General features: G+C 45.2%; 18 protein-coding genes and 1 riboswitch. Of the genes, 3 read left to right on the top strand and 15 right to left on the bottom strand.

Annotated features, from left to right (window positions below):
• Positions 1-68: 68 nt before the first annotated feature.
• Entirely contained in the window at positions 69-380 is a 312-nt protein-coding gene (locus ACNQGS_RS12495; protein WP_491487580.1) for a YgaP family membrane protein, read from the top strand.
• Positions 381-438: 58 nt separating this feature from the next.
• Here the strand turns inward: ACNQGS_RS12495 and purD are convergent, their stop codons facing one another.
• The 15 genes from purD to ACNQGS_RS12420 form a co-directional block, all read right to left on the bottom strand.
• Positions 439-1,710 carry a phosphoribosylamine--glycine ligase gene (gene purD / locus ACNQGS_RS12490; RefSeq protein ID WP_491487579.1) on the bottom strand — a complete coding sequence of 424 codons (1,272 nt, stop codon included), beginning with the start codon at positions 1,708-1,710 and terminating at the stop codon, positions 439-441.
• 15 nt (positions 1,711-1,725) lie between these two features.
• Positions 1,726-3,261, bottom strand: a complete 1,536-nt coding sequence (gene purH, locus ACNQGS_RS12485; protein WP_491487578.1) for a bifunctional phosphoribosylaminoimidazolecarboxamide formyltransferase/IMP cyclohydrolase — start codon at positions 3,259-3,261, stop codon at positions 1,726-1,728.
• Positions 3,239-3,841, bottom strand: coding sequence for a phosphoribosylglycinamide formyltransferase (purN, locus tag ACNQGS_RS12480; RefSeq protein ID WP_491487577.1), 603 nt, complete (start codon positions 3,839-3,841; stop codon positions 3,239-3,241). The genes purH and purN overlap by 23 nt, the downstream gene beginning before the upstream one ends.
• A complete protein-coding gene (gene purM / locus ACNQGS_RS12475; RefSeq protein ID WP_491487576.1) occupies positions 3,838-4,872 on the bottom strand; it encodes a phosphoribosylformylglycinamidine cyclo-ligase in 1,035 nt (344 codons plus the stop codon). The genes purN and purM overlap by 4 nt, the downstream gene beginning before the upstream one ends.
• A gap of 5 nt (positions 4,873-4,877) precedes the next feature.
• Positions 4,878-6,287 (bottom strand): amidophosphoribosyltransferase, encoded by a 1,410-nt coding sequence (gene purF, locus ACNQGS_RS12470; protein WP_491487575.1) that lies wholly within the window; start codon positions 6,285-6,287, stop codon positions 4,878-4,880.
• The gene (gene purL / locus ACNQGS_RS12465) at positions 6,263-8,494 is read right to left on the bottom strand and encodes a phosphoribosylformylglycinamidine synthase subunit PurL (RefSeq protein WP_491487574.1); all 2,232 of its coding nucleotides are present in this window, start codon (positions 8,492-8,494) and stop codon (positions 6,263-6,265) included. Before purL ends, purF begins: the two co-directional genes overlap by 25 nt.
• Positions 8,478-9,161 carry a phosphoribosylformylglycinamidine synthase subunit PurQ gene (purQ, locus tag ACNQGS_RS12460; RefSeq protein ID WP_491487573.1) on the bottom strand — a complete coding sequence of 228 codons (684 nt, stop codon included), beginning with the start codon at positions 9,159-9,161 and terminating at the stop codon, positions 8,478-8,480. Before purQ ends, purL begins: the two co-directional genes overlap by 17 nt.
• Entirely contained in the window at positions 9,158-9,412 is a 255-nt protein-coding gene (gene purS, locus ACNQGS_RS12455) for a phosphoribosylformylglycinamidine synthase subunit PurS (RefSeq protein WP_491487572.1), read from the bottom strand. Before purS ends, purQ begins: the two co-directional genes overlap by 4 nt.
• Entirely contained in the window at positions 9,405-10,118 is a 714-nt protein-coding gene (gene purC / locus ACNQGS_RS12450) for a phosphoribosylaminoimidazolesuccinocarboxamide synthase (RefSeq protein ID WP_378587915.1), read from the bottom strand. The genes purS and purC overlap by 8 nt, the downstream gene beginning before the upstream one ends.
• Positions 10,119-10,226: 108 nt before the next feature.
• Positions 10,227-11,525, bottom strand: coding sequence for an adenylosuccinate lyase (gene purB / locus ACNQGS_RS12445; RefSeq protein ID WP_491487571.1), 1,299 nt, complete (start codon positions 11,523-11,525; stop codon positions 10,227-10,229).
• Positions 11,526-11,528: 3 nt separating this feature from the next.
• Complete coding sequence (purK, locus tag ACNQGS_RS12440; protein ID WP_491487570.1) at positions 11,529-12,683, bottom strand: 5-(carboxyamino)imidazole ribonucleotide synthase; 1,155 nt, start codon at positions 12,681-12,683, stop codon at positions 11,529-11,531.
• Positions 12,670-13,158, bottom strand: coding sequence for a 5-(carboxyamino)imidazole ribonucleotide mutase (gene purE / locus ACNQGS_RS12435; RefSeq protein ID WP_491487569.1), 489 nt, complete (start codon positions 13,156-13,158; stop codon positions 12,670-12,672). The genes purK and purE overlap by 14 nt, the downstream gene beginning before the upstream one ends.
• Before the next feature lie 135 nt (positions 13,159-13,293).
• Positions 13,294-13,395: riboswitch (purine riboswitch) on the bottom strand.
• Between the two features lie 87 nt (positions 13,396-13,482).
• Positions 13,483-13,680: an NETI motif-containing protein gene (locus ACNQGS_RS12430; protein WP_491487568.1), complete on the bottom strand. Its 198-nt coding sequence runs from the start codon at positions 13,678-13,680 to the stop codon at positions 13,483-13,485.
• Positions 13,677-14,219, bottom strand: a complete 543-nt coding sequence (locus tag ACNQGS_RS12425; RefSeq protein ID WP_491487567.1) for a DUF2179 domain-containing protein — start codon at positions 14,217-14,219, stop codon at positions 13,677-13,679. The genes ACNQGS_RS12430 and ACNQGS_RS12425 overlap by 4 nt, the downstream gene beginning before the upstream one ends.
• A gap of 60 nt (positions 14,220-14,279) precedes the next feature.
• The gene (locus ACNQGS_RS12420; protein WP_491487566.1) at positions 14,280-15,149 is read right to left on the bottom strand and encodes a mechanosensitive ion channel family protein; all 870 of its coding nucleotides are present in this window, start codon (positions 15,147-15,149) and stop codon (positions 14,280-14,282) included.
• 46 nt (positions 15,150-15,195) lie between these two features.
• On the opposite strand from ACNQGS_RS12420, the gene ACNQGS_RS12415 reads away from it, so the two are divergent.
• Together ACNQGS_RS12415 and ACNQGS_RS12410 are read left to right on the top strand one after the other, a co-directional pair.
• Positions 15,196-15,348 (top strand): hypothetical protein, encoded by a 153-nt coding sequence (locus tag ACNQGS_RS12415; protein ID WP_491487565.1) that lies wholly within the window; start codon positions 15,196-15,198, stop codon positions 15,346-15,348.
• A gap of 399 nt (positions 15,349-15,747) precedes the next feature.
• Positions 15,748-17,022: a TolB family protein gene (locus ACNQGS_RS12410; RefSeq protein WP_491487563.1), complete on the top strand. Its 1,275-nt coding sequence runs from the start codon at positions 15,748-15,750 to the stop codon at positions 17,020-17,022.
• The last annotated feature ends 32 nt before the right edge of the window (positions 17,023-17,054 follow it).

The following is a 17,054-nucleotide window of genomic DNA, read 5'->3' as shown; positions in this document are numbered from 1 at the left end:
ATTTTGTAATTTAAAGCAGTAAAGAAAATGATAAATATTGTAAAACTTTTGTGAAGGAGTGAACAAAAATGAAAATCACACCAAACATAGGGATTTTAAACGCCCTAATCCGTATTACCGTTGGACTTACCTTGCTTTCTTGGTGTACTGCTAAATTGGTGAAGCAGCCATGGAGAGATTCCTACTTGTTCGTCGCTCTTTGTGCGGCCATGAAGGTGGCGGAGGGAATTGTCCGCTACTGTCCGATGACGGCATTATTTGAAAAGTATCAGTGTATGGCCGATGAAGGGAAACTCGGCGGATCTGTTGATGGAAACATTGATGCCGCTGATGGGGTTGAAGGGTTGACCGGGGATGCCATGCCGTATAATCCGACCTGATGTTAAATTAGTAAAGTTCTAAAAAAAGGGCTGTCCGCAGGTGCGGCAGCCCTTGAATCTAGAAGACGTGCGCGATAGCCTTAAAACCGATATCCCTCCGGTAAAAAACACCTTCGGACGTTAATTTTACAAGCTCAGCATAAACTTTTTCCTGTGCTTCTGCTAAGTTCCCAGCCTTAGCACCAACCAAAAGAACTCGGCCTCCAGTGGTCACAAACTCACCGGATTCGTTTTTAGCGGTTCCCGCATGAAAAACATAAACCTGTTCAGGGTCCAAATCTGCTAAACCGTCTAGTACAGCACCTTTTTCGTAATCCCCAGGATATCCTTTGGAAGCGACCACCACTCCCAGCATGGCCTCTTCATCCCACTCCAGAACAGGAGTGCCGCCATCCAACAATTCATTCACCACTTGAACTAAGTCTGATTTCAAGCGCGGTAAAATCACCTGAGTTTCCGGATCGCCAAAACGGGCATTGAACTCAATTACCTTCGGACCGTTCTCCGTTTTAATTAGACCGGCATATAAAATCCCGCAAAAGCTTCTACCCTCTTGAACCATAGCTTTGGCCGCTGGTTTCAGTATAGTTTCAACGGCTGTCTGAACAATTTCTGCGTCAATTTGCGGCACCGGTGAATAGGCACCCATCCCGCCGGTGTTAGGCCCTTTATCGCCGTCAAAAGCCCGTTTATGATCCTGAGCGATTTCAAGCGGAACCACTACCTCGCCATTGACGAAAGCCATTAAGGAAAACTCTTCTCCGTCCAAAAATTCCTCAACCACTACCCGGGCAGAAGCAGCGCCGAACTGTTTATCCAATAACATGCTTTTGAGGCTGTCCAGTGCTTCCTCCATGGTCATGGCCACGGTAACACCTTTCCCTGCTGCCAGCCCATCCGCCTTTATGACAATTGGAGCACCCTTCTTTTCAACATACAGACGGGCCTCGTCATACGAAGTAAAGACAGCATAATCAGCCGTTGGAATTTGGTATTTCTCCATTAACTCCTTGGCGAATGACTTGCTTCCTTCGATTTCAGCAGCCGCCTGACGCGGTCCAAATACTCTTAGCCCTGCCTCAGTAAACTTGTCGGCCAATCCCTCAAGAAGCGGCACCTCTGGACCGATGATCGTCAAGGCGACGCCCTGTTCCTTGGCGAATTGGATCAGTTGTTCGTGGCTGGATTCCTCAATCGCAACAAGCTCTGCCACATCGGTCATGCCAGCATTGCCAGGGGCAGCAAACACTTTCTCCACCTGCTGGCTTTCGCTCGCTTTCCGGCAAATCGCATGCTCTCTACCACCGCGGCCAATTACCATAATCTTCACTGTTCTTCACCCCGATTAATGTTTAAAATGTCTGACGCCAGTAAACACCATGGCAATTCCATATTCGTCCGCTTTTTTAATTGAATCCGCATCACGGATGGAGCCGCCCGGCTGAATAATCGCTGTAATACCTGCTTTGGCTGCAGCTTCGACAGTATCGTCCATTGGGAAGAAAGCATCGGAAGCAAGCGCCGCACCTTCAGCCTTTGCACCTGCCTGCTTAAGGGCAATCTCTGCTGAGCCGACACGGTTCATCTGTCCAGCACCGATTCCAAGCGTCATGTCCTTGTCAGAAACGACAATCGCATTGGATTTCACATGCTTAACAACCTTCCAGCCCAGCTTTAATGCAGCCCACTCAGCGTCAGTCGGCTGTCTCTTCGTTGGAATCGTGATATTGGCATCATCCAGGCTATAGCGGTCTTGGTCCTGCACGAGCAGTCCGCCTTCAATCGTCGTCATTTTCCGCTCCACTTTTTGTCCCTGTTCAAAAGGAATGGTTAACAGACGCAGGTTCTTTTTAGATGTCAAAACCTCAATCGCTTCCTTCGAGAACGACGGGGCAATAATAATTTCTAGAAAAATTTCATGGAGCTTGCGGGCCGTCTCGGCATCCACTTCCTGGTTAAAGGCAATAATCCCGCCGAAGATGGAAACAGGGTCCGCAGCAAACGCCTTTTCAAAGGCTTCGAATACAGTTTTACCTGTGCCGACTCCGCACGGATTCATATGCTTAACTGCAACTGCTGCTGGTTCCGTGAACTCTTTCACGATTTGCAGCGCTGCATCAGCATCGTTGATGTTATTATAGGAAAGCTCTTTGCCATGAAGCTGGTCGGCATAAGCAATCGAGAATTTGGAACCAAGCGGCTTTTTGTAAAAGGAAGCCCTTTGATGCGGGTTTTCTCCATAACGAAGCGATTGCTTCAATTCATAGGTAACCGTTAATTTCTCCGGATTTTCTTCCTGCGCAAGTTTAGTCATATATTCCGCAATTAACGCATCATAAGCGGCAGTATGACGGAAAACCTTAGCAGCAAGCTTACGTCTTGTTTCTAGTGTTGTTTCCCCGTCAGCTTTTAATTCTGCAAGTACGGTTTCATAGTCAACAGGGTCGACAACCACGGTAACATATTGATGGTTTTTTGCCGAAGCGCGAAGCATTGCTGGTCCGCCGATATCGATGTTCTCAATCGCATCTTCAACCGTTACATCCGGCTTTTCAATTGTCTGCTGGAATGGGTAAAGATTGACACACACAACCTGAATTGGATCGATGTGATGCTCTTCAAGCTGCTTTTGATGGTCTGCTTCGCCATGTTTCGCCAGCAAGCCGCCGTGAATAAATGGATTTAATGTTTTAACACGGCCTTCCAAAATTTCTGGAAATCCGGTAACGTCCGTTACACTAAGAACAGGCAGCCCCTGCTCCTGCAGCATTTTTTTCGTCCCGCCAGTCGAAACAATCTCAAATCCTAGATTGATCAATTCCTTAGCGAATTCGCCTACCCCGTTTTTGTCTGATACACTAATTAGCGCGCGCTTTTTCATTTAGTAATGCATCTCCTTTTGTCAATAACATCTGCAGAATGGATGGGTATAGCTTGTGTTCAATCTCCTGAATCTTCCACTGTAGGCTTTCTCTCGTTTCATTTTCCTCAATTCGTACCCGTTCCCGAACAATGACCGGCCCTGTATCCATTCCTTCATCGACAAAATGGATGGTCACGCCGCTCCATTTGGCGTTTGCAGCTAATGCCTGGCCAATCGCATCCTTGCCCGGGAAGTCTGGAAGCAATGAAGGATGGATATTGATAATCCGTCCTTCATATTCACTTAATAAAGTAGAGCCAACCAGCCTCATATAGCCTGCCAGCACTATCAAATCCACTTGTTTATTTTTCAATAACAAGACGATTTCTTCTTCATAAGCTTCCTTGTTTGGATAGTCTTTGGCGTTAAAAACGAATGTGGAGATTTCAGCCTCCCGCGCCCGTTCAATTACATAAGCCCCCGGTTGATCGCAAACAAGCAAGGAGAGGTTTGCTGAAAGCTGCTTCGCTTGGACAGCGTCGACAATCGCTTGAAAATTACTTCCGCTTCCGGATGCAAAGATTGCGATATTTTTCATCGACGTCCACCCCTGCCATTAATTTTGATGCCTTCGCTATCAGTTACTACTCCGATTTCATAAGGAGTTTCGCCGCATTGTTTAAAGTGCTCAAGCACATCAGCAGCATCTTCCTTATCCACCGCTATTACCATACCAATTCCCATATTAAAAATATTATACATCTCTTTATAGTCAATTTGTCCAAGCTCGGAGATCAGCTTAAACACATATGGAATATTCCAGTTTTTCTCATCGAGCTCCGCCCCTAGTCCGCCTGAGAGCATCCTTGGGATATTCTCGATAAATCCGCCGCCAGTGATGTGGGCCATGCCTTTGATGTTGAATTTTTTCAATGCTGACAAAATCGGCTTTACATAGATTTTTGTCGGTTTCAGCAATTCTTCTCCCAAGGTGCAGCCAAGTTCATTCACAAATTCAATCAATGACCAATCGTTAAATACCTTCCGTACTAAGGAATAGCCATTGCTATGGATACCGCTTGACGCAAGACCAATCAGGACGTCGCCGGCCTTAATCGTTTCACCGGTAATCAAGTTGGACTTTTCACACGCTCCGACCGCAAAACCTGCCAGGTCATACTCATTTCCACGGTAGAGTCCAGGCATTTCCGCTGTCTCTCCGCCAATTAAGGCACATCCGGCTTGCTCGCAGCCATCGGCAATCCCTTTGACAATTGCTTCAATCTTTTCGGGGAGCGCTTTGCCCGTTGCAATGTAATCAAGGAAATACAATGGCTCTGCACCTTGAACAACAATATCATTGACGCACATCGCTACGGCATCAATGCCGATTGTATCGTGGCGGTCCATCGCAAAAGCAATCTTTAGTTTAGTTCCTACCCCGTCCGTTCCTGACACCAAGACCGGCTCTTTTAAGTTTAGGGTCGATAAATCAAACATCCCGCCAAAACCGCCGAGGCCGCCCAAGACGCCGGCCCGGGCTGTTTTTTGGACATGCTTTTTCATTCTTGCTACGGCTTCATAGCCTGCTTCGATATCAACACCAGCTTGTTTGTATGCATTAGCCACTGCTGTCACCCCTTTTGGTAGTAGTATTGAAGTGTATCTGGATAGATTTCAGTCGGATAATTTCCGGTAAAACAGCCAAGGCAACATCCGTTTGTTCCTTCTGTCTGACCAAGGGAGACAAGCATCCCTTCAAGGCTTAAGAACGTTAAGGAATCTGCTCCAATCAGCTGTCTGATCTCCTCAACCGATTTATCTGAAGCAATTAATTCTTCCTTTGAGGATGTATCGATTCCGTAGTAGCATGGGTTTTTGATTGGCGGTGAGCTGATGACAACATGCACCTCAGTTGCCCCTGCTTCCTTTAGCATTTTGACAATTCTTCTGCTCGTTGTTCCGCGGACAATCGAGTCATCGACCATGACGACACGCTTCCCTTCGACTACCCCTCGGACAGCCGACAGCTTCATTTTTACCCCTTGCTCACGGAGCGACTGGGACGGCTGGATAAAAGTCCGGCCGACATATTTATTTTTAATTAAGCCCATCTCATAGGGAATACCCGACTCTTCGGCATAGCCAATTGCAGCAGAGATGCTGGAATCTGGAACTCCTGTCACCACATCTGCCTCAATTGGCGCCTCCATGGCCAATCTTTTCCCCATATTTTTGCGGGCGGTATGCACATTGATTCCCTGGATGTTGCTGTCCGGTCTTGAAAAATAAACATATTCCATCGTACAAATCGCTTTTGTTGAACTGACCGAAAACATCTCTGACTTGATTCCATTTTCATTGATGATTAATAACTCTCCTGGCTCAACATCGCGAATATATTCGGCGCCAATTACGTCAAACGCACATGTTTCCGAAGCGACCACATAAGCATCGCCAAGGCAGCCAAGTGAAAGCGGCCGTAATCCATGAGGATCGAGTGCCACCATTAATTCAGTTTCGGTCAAAATCAAATACGCATAGGCTCCTTTTAGCATCGAAAGAGCGTTTTTCACCTTGTCGTTCATGTTTGGAAATCCGCTTCTTCTGATTAAGTGGGCGAGAACCTCTGTATCTGAGCTCGTTTGAAAAATGCTGCCCTGGGCTTCGAGCTGATGTTTTAAAGAATTCGCATTTACTAGGTTGCCATTATGGGCAAGTGCCAGACTCCCTGTTTGCGAATGAAACAGGAGGGGCTGGACATTTTCATATCCCCCTCCGCCTGCTGTTGCATAGCGGACATGACCAATCGCTGTGTTGCCAGTTAACTCAGCCATTCTATCAGCAGTAAAAATTTCTGTAACCAGTCCTTCGCCCTTGACCACTTTCAGTGTATTGCCGTCATTAACGACAATGCCGGTTCCTTCCTGGCCGCGGTGCTGCAGGGCATGCAGCGCGTAATAAGTCAGCTGGGCTGCATCCTTATGGCCCCAAACACCAAAGACTCCGCACTCCTCGTTTAATCCCTTGATTTCAGCAAGCATGGGATTGCCCCCTTCCAGGCAGCTTTTAATTCTTCCACAGACGACTCAAGGACAGTTTGCTCTCCAGATACCACACTCATTGTTCCTGAATTATTCACTTCGCCGATCAAGGCGGCTTCTACTAAACTTTCAAACTCAGCTTGATGTTCCTTTTTCACAGATAAAAGGAAACGGGACTGCGTTTCACTGAATAAGGCAGAAACTAGGTTTCCAGCGACATTCACTTTCGCTCCAAGCTGTGGATTTTCAAACAGACATTCTGCTAAAGCGACTGAAAGGCCGCCTTCTGACAAGTCATGAGCAGACTGAACCACTCCGGCACGAATCGCTGTAAGAACTTGCTGTTGTCTGTCTTTTTCGATTTGAATATTTAATTCCGGTGCCTTTCCAAAAACCTGGCCATTGTTAAGGAGTTTTTGCAGCTCGCTGCCGCCAAATTCATCCTTCGTTTCTCCGACTAAATAAATCAGGTCACCGCTGGTTTTAAAGTGCTGGGTTGTAATATGATCAAGGTCTTCGATGAGTCCAACCATCCCAATAACAGGTGTCGGATAAATCGCAGTACCGCTAGTTTCGTTATATAAAGAGACGTTTCCACCGATAACTGGTGTTTCTAATACCCGGCAGGCTTCACTGATACCGTCGGCCGCTTTTTCAATCTGCCAAAATACTTCCGGCTTTTCCGGGTTACCGAAATTAAGGTTATCGGTAATCGCTAGTGGTTCCGCGCCAGAACAGATGATATTTCTTGCTGCTTCCGCCACAGCAATTTGTCCGCCTGTTTCCGGGTCTAAATAGACGAAGCGGGAATTACAGTCAGTTGTCATTGCCAGTGCTTTGCGGGTGCCGCGGATTCTTACTACGGAAGCGTCCGATCCCGGAGCGATGACTGTATTGGTGCGAACCATATAATCGTATTGTTGATAAACCCATTCCTTGCTGGCAACAGTTGGCTGGCTTAATAGTTTTACCAGTGTTTCTTGTAAGTTTTCTACTTGTGGAATTTCGTTCTCCATCGCCTGGAATTCTGCAAAATATGCAGGCTCCATGGATGGCATGTTGTAAACAGGCGCGTCCTCCGCTAAGGAATCGACCGGAACGTCGGCTACCACATCACCGTGATGAATCAAGCGCAGTTTCTTGTCATCCGTTACCTTTCCAATTGCAACAGCCTCTAAATCATATTTTTCAAAAAGATCGACGATTTCCTGCTCACGGCCTTTTTTCACGACCACCAGCATGCGTTCCTGTGATTCTGACAACATCATTTCATAGGCAGTCATGCCAGTTTCCCGCTGCGGAACAAGGTCAAGGTTCATCTCGATACCCATTCCGGCTTTGCTGGCCATTTCAGCAGAGGAGCTTGTAAGTCCCGCTGCACCCATATCTTGAATGCCAACAAGGGCATCGGAATGAATCAACTCAAGACAAGCTTCTAGAAGGAGTTTTTCCATAAACGGGTCACCGACTTGAACTGCTGGGCGGTCTTTATCCGACTCTTCGGTTAATTCTACAGAAGCAAAGGTTGCTCCGTGAATGCCATCGCGGCCGGTTTTTGCGCCGACATACATAACGGTGTTTCCAGCACCGTGCGCTTGGCCTTTTTTAATATCCTTGTGGTCGATAAGGCCAACACACATTGCGTTAACGAGCGGGTTGCCCTCATAGCAATCCTCGAATTGGATTTCGCCGCCAACAGTAGGGATTCCGATACAGTTTCCATAACCGGCAATCCCGGCAACGACTTCTTTAAAAAGGTATTTGACTCTGGAGGAAGAATCCAGCTCTCCAAAACGAAGCGAGTTTAATAGGGCAATTGGGCGTGCTCCCATCGAAAATACATCACGGATAATCCCGCCTACTCCAGTTGCTGCGCCTTGATATGGTTCAATTGCAGATGGATGGTTGTGGCTTTCAATCTTAAATACAACCGCCTGACCGTCGCCAATGTCAACGATCCCTGCACCCTCGCCAGGACCTTGAAGAACCTTCGGGCCACTGATTGGGAACTTTTTCAATACAGGCTTTGAGGTTTTGTAGCTGCAGTGCTCAGACCACATGACGGAGAAAAGGCCTGTTTCGGTATAATTCGGTGTCCGGCCCAAGATATTTTCAACCAAGGCAAATTCGTCATCGGATAAACCCATTTGCTGATATAGTTTCTCTTGCTTAATCTGTTCTGGATTTGGTTCAAGCTTTAACAACATGTGCTTCCCTCCAAGCCTTTACGATTGATTGGAACATTTTCAGACCGTCCGCGCTTCCGAGCAAGCTATCAACAGCACGTTCTGGATGCGGCATCATTCCGAGCACGTTTCCTTTTTCATTGATGATTCCGGCAATATCAGCGAGACTTCCGTTCGGGTTTTGCTGATAGGTAAAGACGATTTGGTTATTTGCCTTTAATTGTTCGAGTGTTGCTTCGTCGCAATAATAATTTCCCTCGCCGTGGGCGACTGGAATGGTGATGGTTTGCCCTTGTTCGTATTCACCTGTAAACATGGATTCGTTATTTTCTACCTTTAATTCTACTGGTTTGCAAATAAAGGAAAGACTCTCGTTTCGTCTCATCCCCCCTGGCAGCAGACCTGCTTCTAAGAGTATTTGAAATCCGTTGCATACTCCCATTACTGGCTTGCCGGCCTCGGCCGCTTTGATGACTTCCTTCATGACCTTGCTAAAGCGGGCAATCGCACCTGTGCGGAGGTAATCCCCATAAGAGAAACCGCCTGGGAGGAGAATTCCGTCAAATTCGTCTAAGTTGTCTGTGTCATGCCAAACGTATTCGACTTCCTCACCGAGTTCGTCTTTTACGGCATGGTACATATCGATATCACAGTTGGATCCCGGAAAAACGATGACCGCAAATTTCACTGTGCGACACACTCCTCTACTTCGTATCGGTAGTCTTCGATAACCGGATTGGCAAGCAGCTTGCTGCAAATTTCGTTGATGACTTCATCGATATCCCGTCCTGATTTTTCAAGAGTCAATTCCATGTATTTGCCGATGCGGACATCAGCTACTTCCGGGTAACTTAAAGAGTGAAGGGAATGGGTAACTGCCTTTCCCTGCGGGTCCAATACGCTTTCTCTTAATGTGACGAATACCTTAACTTTATACATGCTGATGTCCTCCAAGTCTTTTAAGAATAGTTTCATAGGCTTCGGTTAAGCTACCTAAATCACGGCGGAATACGTCCTTATCAAGCTTTTCGTTTGTTTTCTGATCCCACAGGCGGCAGGTGTCAGGGGAAATTTCATCGGCTAATAAAATTTGTCCATCTTGGTCTTTGCCAAATTCAAGTTTAAAGTCAATAAGATTAACGCCAAGGTTATCGAAAAAGTTTATTAACACTTCATTGATTTGCAGTGCTTTATCTCGTAAAATACTGATTTCTTCAGTTGTTGCGGCTTTCAGTTCGAGGATGTGGCTTTTTGTGACGAGCGGGTCACCCAAGTCATCGTTTTTTAAATAAAATTCCACGATTGGCGCTGATAGCGGGCGGCCTTCTTCGACTCCCAAACGTTTTGAGAAGGATCCTGCAGCTATATTGCGGACGACGACCTCAAGTGGGATAATGGAGACTTTTTTTACTAATTGCTCGGTTTCGGATACGCGTTTGATGAAATGCGAGTCTATTCCTTGTTCTTTAAGTTTTAAAAATAGCGAACTAGTAATCTCGTTATTCAAACGGCCTTTACCGGTGATGTCAGCCTTCTTTTGTCCATTAAAAGCGGTGGCAGAGTCTTTATACTCGATTAAAACAATTTGCGGGTCTTCAGTTGAATAGATACGCTTCGCTTTTCCTTCATATAGCATTTCTTTCATCTTGGGTCGCTCCTTATTTTTCAATATTAGGAATCTTCAATATAGGTAAAGGGGCATAACCATGTTAGTGATGCCCCTGTTTAATTTTTTTCGTGTTAACTTGCTGCCTTAAGCATTTAATCCTAATCGATCAAAAATGGTATCCACATGCTGTAGGTGGTAGCTGTAATCAAAGCAATCGGCAATTTCCTCAGCAGACAGCTTTGAGGTAATTTTTTCTTCCGCTTCGACTAAGCTGCGGAATGGAACCTGCTTTTCCCAAGCTTCCATTGCCTTTGGCTGGACAGTGTCGTAAGCCGCTTCGCGGGATAAGCCTTTATCAATCAGTGCTAGCAGCACGCGCTGAGAGTAAATCAAGCCAAGCGTACGATCCATATTGCGCTTCATGTTTTCCGGATAAACCGTCAAATTCTTAATGATATTTCCAAAACGGTTCAACATATAATTCAACGCAATTGTGGCATCTGGCAGGATAATCCGCTCAGCGGAAGAATGAGAGATATCGCGCTCATGCCATAGTGGAACATTCTCATAAGCCGTCATCATGTAGCCGCGAATCACGCGGGCCATCCCTGTCATATTCTCGGAACCAATCGGGTTGCGCTTATGCGGCATCGCCGATGACCCTTTTTGTCCTTTTGCGAAAAACTCTTCTACCTCACGCGTTTCACTTTTTTGTAAGCCGCGGACTTCTACGGCAAATTTTTCAATCGAAGTGGCAATTAACGCCAATGTTGACATGTAATGAGCATGACGGTCACGCTGCAAGGTCTGTGTAGAAATCGGCGCCCGTTGAATACCTAACTTTTCACAAACGTACTGTTCGACAAACGGATCGATGTTGGCATACGTTCCAACTGCACCGGAGATTTTCCCAAACTCCACACCTTGGGAAGCCTGCTTAAAACGCTCCAGGTTCCGCTTCATTTCTTCATACCAAAGGGCAAGCTTTAAGCCAAACGTTGTTGGCTCCGCATGTACGCCGTGTGTCCGGCCCATCATAACCGTATATTTATGTTCAATCGCCTTATTTCGCAAAATCTCAATAAAGTTTTCGATGTCCTTAAATAAAATCGCATTGGCCTGCTTTAAAACATAGGAGAGGGCTGTATCAACCACATCCGTAGAGGTTAAGCCGTAATGCACCCATTTACGCTCTTCACCTAGTGTTTCAGATACGGCACGGGTAAAGGCAACGACATCATGTCTTGTTTCTTCTTCAATTTCCTTAATCCGGTCAATATTAAAGGAAGCATTTTCGCGCAGCTTCTTGACATCCTCTTTTGGAATCTCGCCTAACTCGGCCCACGCCTCACAGGCTAAAATCTCTACTTCAAGCCAAGCATTAAAGCGGTTTTCCTCCGTCCAAATGGCTCCCATTTCTGGTCTCGTATAACGATCAATCATCTTTTATCCTCCGATCTTTACTGTGGCAGCCGCCCAAATGCTGCTCTTTTGGATTTCGTCAAGGGCATCTTCTACATTATCACGCAAAATAGTAACATGGCCCATTTTTCGCTTCACCTTTGGTTCTTTTTTTCCGTACAAGTGAACCTTCCAATCATTCATGGCCGGAATTTCTTGATATAAGCTTTCAAGATGCTCCCCTAATAGGTTGACCATAACAACTGGTTTTAATAGCTCCGTGCTTCCTAATGGCCAGCTGCAAATCGCGCGGATATGCTGCTCAAATTGCGATGTCTGGCAGGCCTCAATGGAGTAGTGCCCGGAATTGTGCGGCCGCGGTGCCAATTCGTTAATGTAAATTTCACCATCAGCAGTCACAAACATCTCTACCGCAAGCGTACCAACTAATCCAAGGGAGTCGGCAATCTGTTTTGCCTTTTGAATCGCCAGGGCTTTTGTTGCCTCTGAAATCCGTGCCGGAACAATCGTCTGATGCAATATATTGTCTACGTGAATGTTTTCCGCTACTGGTAAAATCGCTGTTTCCCCATCCAGTCTGCGCGTCACAATCACGGAAATTTCTTTTTCAAATGGGACCCATTGCTCTAGCACACATTCGCCATGATTAATAAGGGCTTCCCCTTTTTCTAAATCACTATGTTCCTTTATGACCAGCTGGCCTTTTCCGTCATAGCCGCCTCTTGCCGTTTTTAATACAGCAGGATAGCCCACGGCTTCAATTTTTAAAAATAAATCTTCCACACTATAAATCTCTTCGTATGGAGCGACTTCAGCCCCTGCGTTCCGAATCGCCGCCTTCTCTGTGATTCGGTTCTGGGTAATGGTCAATAGCTTTGGTCCCTGCGGAACATAGGCTTGTTCGCAAAGCCAGCTTAATGTATCTGCATCAATATTTTCAAATTCATACGTGATCACGTCACTTACCGCAGCTAACCGGCCGATTGCCTCACGGTCATCATAAGCGCCGATGACTTCCACATCTGCCACTTGCCCGCAAGGAGAGTCCGCTGTCGGCTCTAAAACGGCGATCCTAAAGCCTTGAGCCTTGGCTGCCAACGCCATCATTCTGCCAAGCTGGCCGCCGCCAATAATACCGATTGTCGCGCCTGGTAATATAACTTTATTATTCAAGTTCATCACTGCTTTCTAACACTGCGTTTTTAGTCGCTTCCCGCCTTGCTTCTAATCTGCTCGCTAACTCCACGTCAGTGGCAGCGAGAATTTGTGCCGCCAAAAGCCCGGCATTCATCGCGCCAGCCTTGCCAATCGCAACCGTCGCAACCGGTACACCGCCTGGCATTTGCACAATTGACAGCAAAGAGTCGAGTCCGTTTAAAGCCTTCGTCTGGACAGGAACACCGATGACAGGAAGAGTTGTTTTCGCAGCCACCATGCCAGGCAAATGCGCTGCCCCGCCTGCTCCAGCGATAATTACCTTTAAGCCTTTTTGTCTGGCATCTTCTGCGTATGAAAACATCAAATCTGGTGTCCGATGTGCAGAAACGACTTTCTTTTCATATGGGATTTCAAGTTCTTCCAAAATATCGCATGCATGCTTCATAGTTTCCCAGTCCGACTTGCTTCCCATAATTACGCCGACCAAGTTCTTCATTCCGCTGGTCCCCCTATAAAACTTTTTTAGAAAAATAAAATACCCGGACAAATGGTATCTCTAGAAGAGAAAGCCATTTGTCCGGGCATGGAAAATCAAGAACACAAATCTAAGGGGGATACCCCTTATGTGCCGAACATATTGACTTTCCCTCATAGTCCAATAATTTACGGTTATTGGGTAGAGACTTATGGGCCATATTCCCATTGATATATGAGGGTAAGAATAATTTTGTAATTTCTAAACTTATCTTACCAAGCATTTTGGTAGGCTGTCAACCAATAATCGAACATTATTTTCAAATACTACTGTAATGTTCGTGTTTTACTCGATAACCCTTGCCTCAAAGATAATTTTTCTCCCGGCTGGCTCATAAACGGTTTCATTGCCTTTCTTGACCTCTTGAAAAATAGGTTTCTCTATTCGGCTTACAGGCGTATACCCCTGCTGTTTGATTCGGTTCAGACACTCCTCAATACTCTCATTTTCAAGGACCTCAAATTGCATTTTCTTTTTACTCATTTAAATAATTTCCCTCGTTTCACAGATTTGACCCAGAAACCGCCATAAATAGTTTTTGGCTCATAGGCAATGATGAAGGCTTTTGGATCAATATTTTTAATCGCATCATATAATCTTAACTCAAACTTTCTTGGAGTGAGTATCTGCAAGGCCATTCGGTTTCCTTCCAGCCCATGCGCCTCCCAGTCGGTCACGCCATAGCCCTTTTCCCTCAAAATCTTCGGCAAATTCTTATCATATTCCGCTGTGATGACATTGACGGTAATATAGCCGAGAGCCAACTTCTCTTCAATTTTCATACCGACAATAACGCCAATCCCATAACCGACTGCATAGGCAATCAGGTTCTGTATCTCATTTAAATTGTTTAAAACCAGACCCAGCCCCATCACATAAATGACTACCTCAATCATGCTAAGGAACGCGGCCAAATACCTCTGCCCTTTTAAAGTTAGAATCATCCTTATAGTAAAAAAAGACACATATACAATATTAATAATGAGGATAATTGCTACCATTACATAACTATTTTCTAACATACAAAAGACCTCCTAAACGGTGCTTCCCCTACTTTAACACATTCATCCCACCAAGGTCAGTCAGAAGGGACGTTCGCTTTTTTCCCCGGCAAGCCGATTCGCTGCCTGTTTAATGAACAGCGTATCCTCCGCAAGCATGATGTCGTGATCATAAAGTGTTTGGGCAATAATCCTTCTCGCCTTAATGCCGGCTTCCCAATAAAAAGCGTCATCGACCAGTCCGGTAATGGTATACTCAATCCCATGATAGTTAGCATTGATGGCGGTAATGCCAAAAACGCTAAAGGGCTCTACAATACAATTTTCCCCGTCCATCTTTAAACAGTCTTGATTAACTTCATTTATTTTTTCACAGGCCAGCTCCAAGACCGATAAAACCTCTTCGGGATTCTCCCGATAGCTGATCACCACGTTTTCAATCACGCGCATTTGTTCAATATTATAATTATGAATTTGTTTGATTTCCCCATTGCTGATCGTTAACAGCTTCCCGCTCCACTCCCTAATTTTAATAAACCTAAGACCAATTTCCTCAACCGTTCCACTGAAAGTGTTATTGATCGTAATAAAATCTCCTTTATGGAGCTGTTTTTCATAAATTAAAAAAGTGCCCGAGAGAAGGTCCCTAATCAAGCTTTGTGCACCAATACCGACAATGACCCCGACCACTCCCGCGCCGGCGAGAAATCTCCCAAAATTATCGACATATTGGGAGAGCGCGTAGAAAATAACCCCAATCGTCGCTAAATATCGAGTAAAGGAGCGGACCATACTCGCAATCGTCTCCTCTTTCCGCTCCTCAATAAAATGCGTCTGCTGAAAAAACTTATGAATAACCCGATTAATCACAAACACACCCAACCAAGCAATCACAGCCGCAAAAAAGATACTCGTCAATCTATACTCATGAAGCCAATCAAACCATGCCATCATTCCACCTCCAGTGAAGCATGGGTGAAGCATAGGGACGGTTCTTGTGCATCACTTCATCCCGCATATCCTTATTCTTTACAAAGAATCGCAGGATTTACTATTTTTAGGGGAAAATATTGAAACATGGGGAAACACAGGTGAAGCATGGGGACGTTTTTTGTTTAGAAGCCGTGAAAGTGAAGCAAAAGAACCATGAAGACCATTTTCCTTCTTGGCTTGAGCCATTTTGGTCTTCATTGACCTTATGAAGACTATTTTCCTTCTTGACTTGAGCCATTTTGGTCTTCATTGACCTTATGAAGACCATTTTCCTCCTTGGCTTGAGCCATTTTGGTCTTCATTGACCTTATGAAGACCATTTTCCTCCTTGGCTTGAGCCATTTTGGTCTTCATTGACCTTATGAAGACCATTTTTTCACTTGGCGTGTGCCATTTTAGTCTTTAAGACCTTATGATGGTCTTTTAAGAAGGGCGAATAATGGATGTCTCAACTTCCACTCAGCCATTTTATTGTCTTAAAAAAACCTAGGCAAAGGGTCGTGTTTTTCAGCAGTCTAGAACCGGCCCTTTGCATCAGGTCAAATGGGGTGATTTCGTGATTAGAACCGTTCTGCTTGCCATTTTGCTTACTTGTACATTTCAAAATGCTGCATTTGCTGCACATCAGGAAAAAACCGCGTTTATCCGCCATGATGATTTATGGATAAAAACCGGCACTAAAGAAAGGAAGTTGACGGAAGGTGAATATGTAAGGTACCCAAAGTGGTCCTATGACGGACAATGGCTTGCCTATTTAAAGGCCGTTAAACAGGATGGAAATATCGTTTATGATGGCGAGCTATGGCTCTGTAATCTTCATACTAATAAACATTTTAAGATGGCTTCAAAAGTTAACAAAAACTTTCAATGGGCCATCCGTGAAAATAAACTTGCTTATCTCGTCAACAAGACTCTTTATGTAGTAGATACTAAACCTTCTAAATCCTTTCTGGCTTCGACGCTGGCTCAAGGCGTGGAGAACTTTTCTTGGATTCCTAACGGGGATGGTTTATTGATCTCCGCCAAAAAAAGTGAACAACTTCATTCTGATAATATTTTATCAAGGGTTATGTTAGAGGTGGACAGGCAAAGGCCGGTTGTAAAGAACCTGTTTACAATACCAGTTAGGGAGGATAAATACTTTGTCAGCACAAGCTCGTTTAAGTGGTCATCTGATAAGGGCTGGATTAGCTTTTTATTAATTCCGACTGCTTCCATGTCAGCAGATGCAAATACGCTCTGTTTGCTATCTGCTGATGGGGCTGTTTTTAAAAAGGTAGATGAGATGTTAAGCTATGAGGAATGGATACAGTGGGCGCCTGGCGGGACTAATTTAGCTTATATTGGCGGAGTCGGAAGGGAAGCGACTTATAATAAGCATTTGTTGCTGGTGAGGCCTACTCCTTTGAAAAAAGAGCTTATAATGCAGGCTAAGGGATATGCCGACCGGGATTTAGTTTGGAAAAATGAAACGGTAGTGGTTGTTTCCCGATCAGTCGAAAGTAAGGAGGGCAGACTGGATGAACGGCCTCTTCCTCAGTTATTAGAGGTAAATCTCCTTACTGGGAACCAAAAGCAAATTACCTTTCCTCCAAAAAATAAAGGTGATTTTGTACCAATGGTTGGAAAGGGACAGCTTTATTGGATAAGGACTGACCGACAGAAAGCAGACGTACTTGTTTCCCGCTTTAATAAAATAGAAAAACATTGGATTAAAAACATTACGGTCCCAAGCAGTTATTATGAAAAGTGGAATTGGGAAGAGGTATATGATTTATATACTGGGGTGATGCGTGGGGACGGTTCTCATGCATCATTCAATCCTAAATAGCCAACAAAAAAGACAACCTTTTCAGGTTGTCT

The organism is Neobacillus sp. PVCKKU3, assembly GCF_058323225.1.
The sequence above is the reverse complement of the archived record's forward strand: the minus strand, read 5'-3'. Positions and strand labels throughout refer to the sequence as shown.

Bases quoted from the DNA above. Each gene is read 5' to 3' on its own strand.
- purH (WP_491487578.1), bottom strand. From the start codon at position 3,261: ATGAAAAAGCGCGCGCTAATTAGTGTATCAGACAAAAACGGGGTAGGC.
- purN (WP_491487577.1), bottom strand. From the start codon at position 3,841: ATGAAAAATATCGCAATCTTTGCATCCGGAAGCGGAAGTAATTTTCAA.
- ACNQGS_RS12425 (WP_491487567.1), bottom strand. From the start codon at position 14,219: ATGTTAGAAAATAGTTATGTAATGGTAGCAATTATCCTCATTATTAAT.
- purL (WP_491487574.1), bottom strand. From the start codon at position 8,494: ATGTTGTTAAAGCTTGAACCAAATCCAGAACAGATTAAGCAAGAGAAA.
- purK (WP_491487570.1), bottom strand. From the start codon at position 12,683: ATGAACTTGAATAATAAAGTTATATTACCAGGCGCGACAATCGGTATT.
- ACNQGS_RS12420 (WP_491487566.1), bottom strand. From the start codon at position 15,149: ATGGCATGGTTTGATTGGCTTCATGAGTATAGATTGACGAGTATCTTT.
- purC (WP_378587915.1), bottom strand. From the start codon at position 10,118: ATGAAAGAAATGCTATATGAAGGAAAAGCGAAGCGTATCTATTCAACT.
- ACNQGS_RS12430 (WP_491487568.1), bottom strand. From the start codon at position 13,680: ATGAGTAAAAAGAAAATGCAATTTGAGGTCCTTGAAAATGAGAGTATT.
- purE (WP_491487569.1), bottom strand. From the start codon at position 13,158: ATGAAGAACTTGGTCGGCGTAATTATGGGAAGCAAGTCGGACTGGGAA.
- purS (WP_491487572.1), bottom strand. From the start codon at position 9,412: ATGTATAAAGTTAAGGTATTCGTCACATTAAGAGAAAGCGTATTGGAC.
- purF (WP_491487575.1), bottom strand. From the start codon at position 6,287: ATGCTTGCTGAAATCAAGGGATTAAACGAGGAGTGCGGAGTCTTTGGT.
- purB (WP_491487571.1), bottom strand. From the start codon at position 11,525: ATGATTGATCGTTATACGAGACCAGAAATGGGAGCCATTTGGACGGAG.
- ACNQGS_RS12495 (WP_491487580.1), top strand. From the start codon at position 69: ATGAAAATCACACCAAACATAGGGATTTTAAACGCCCTAATCCGTATT.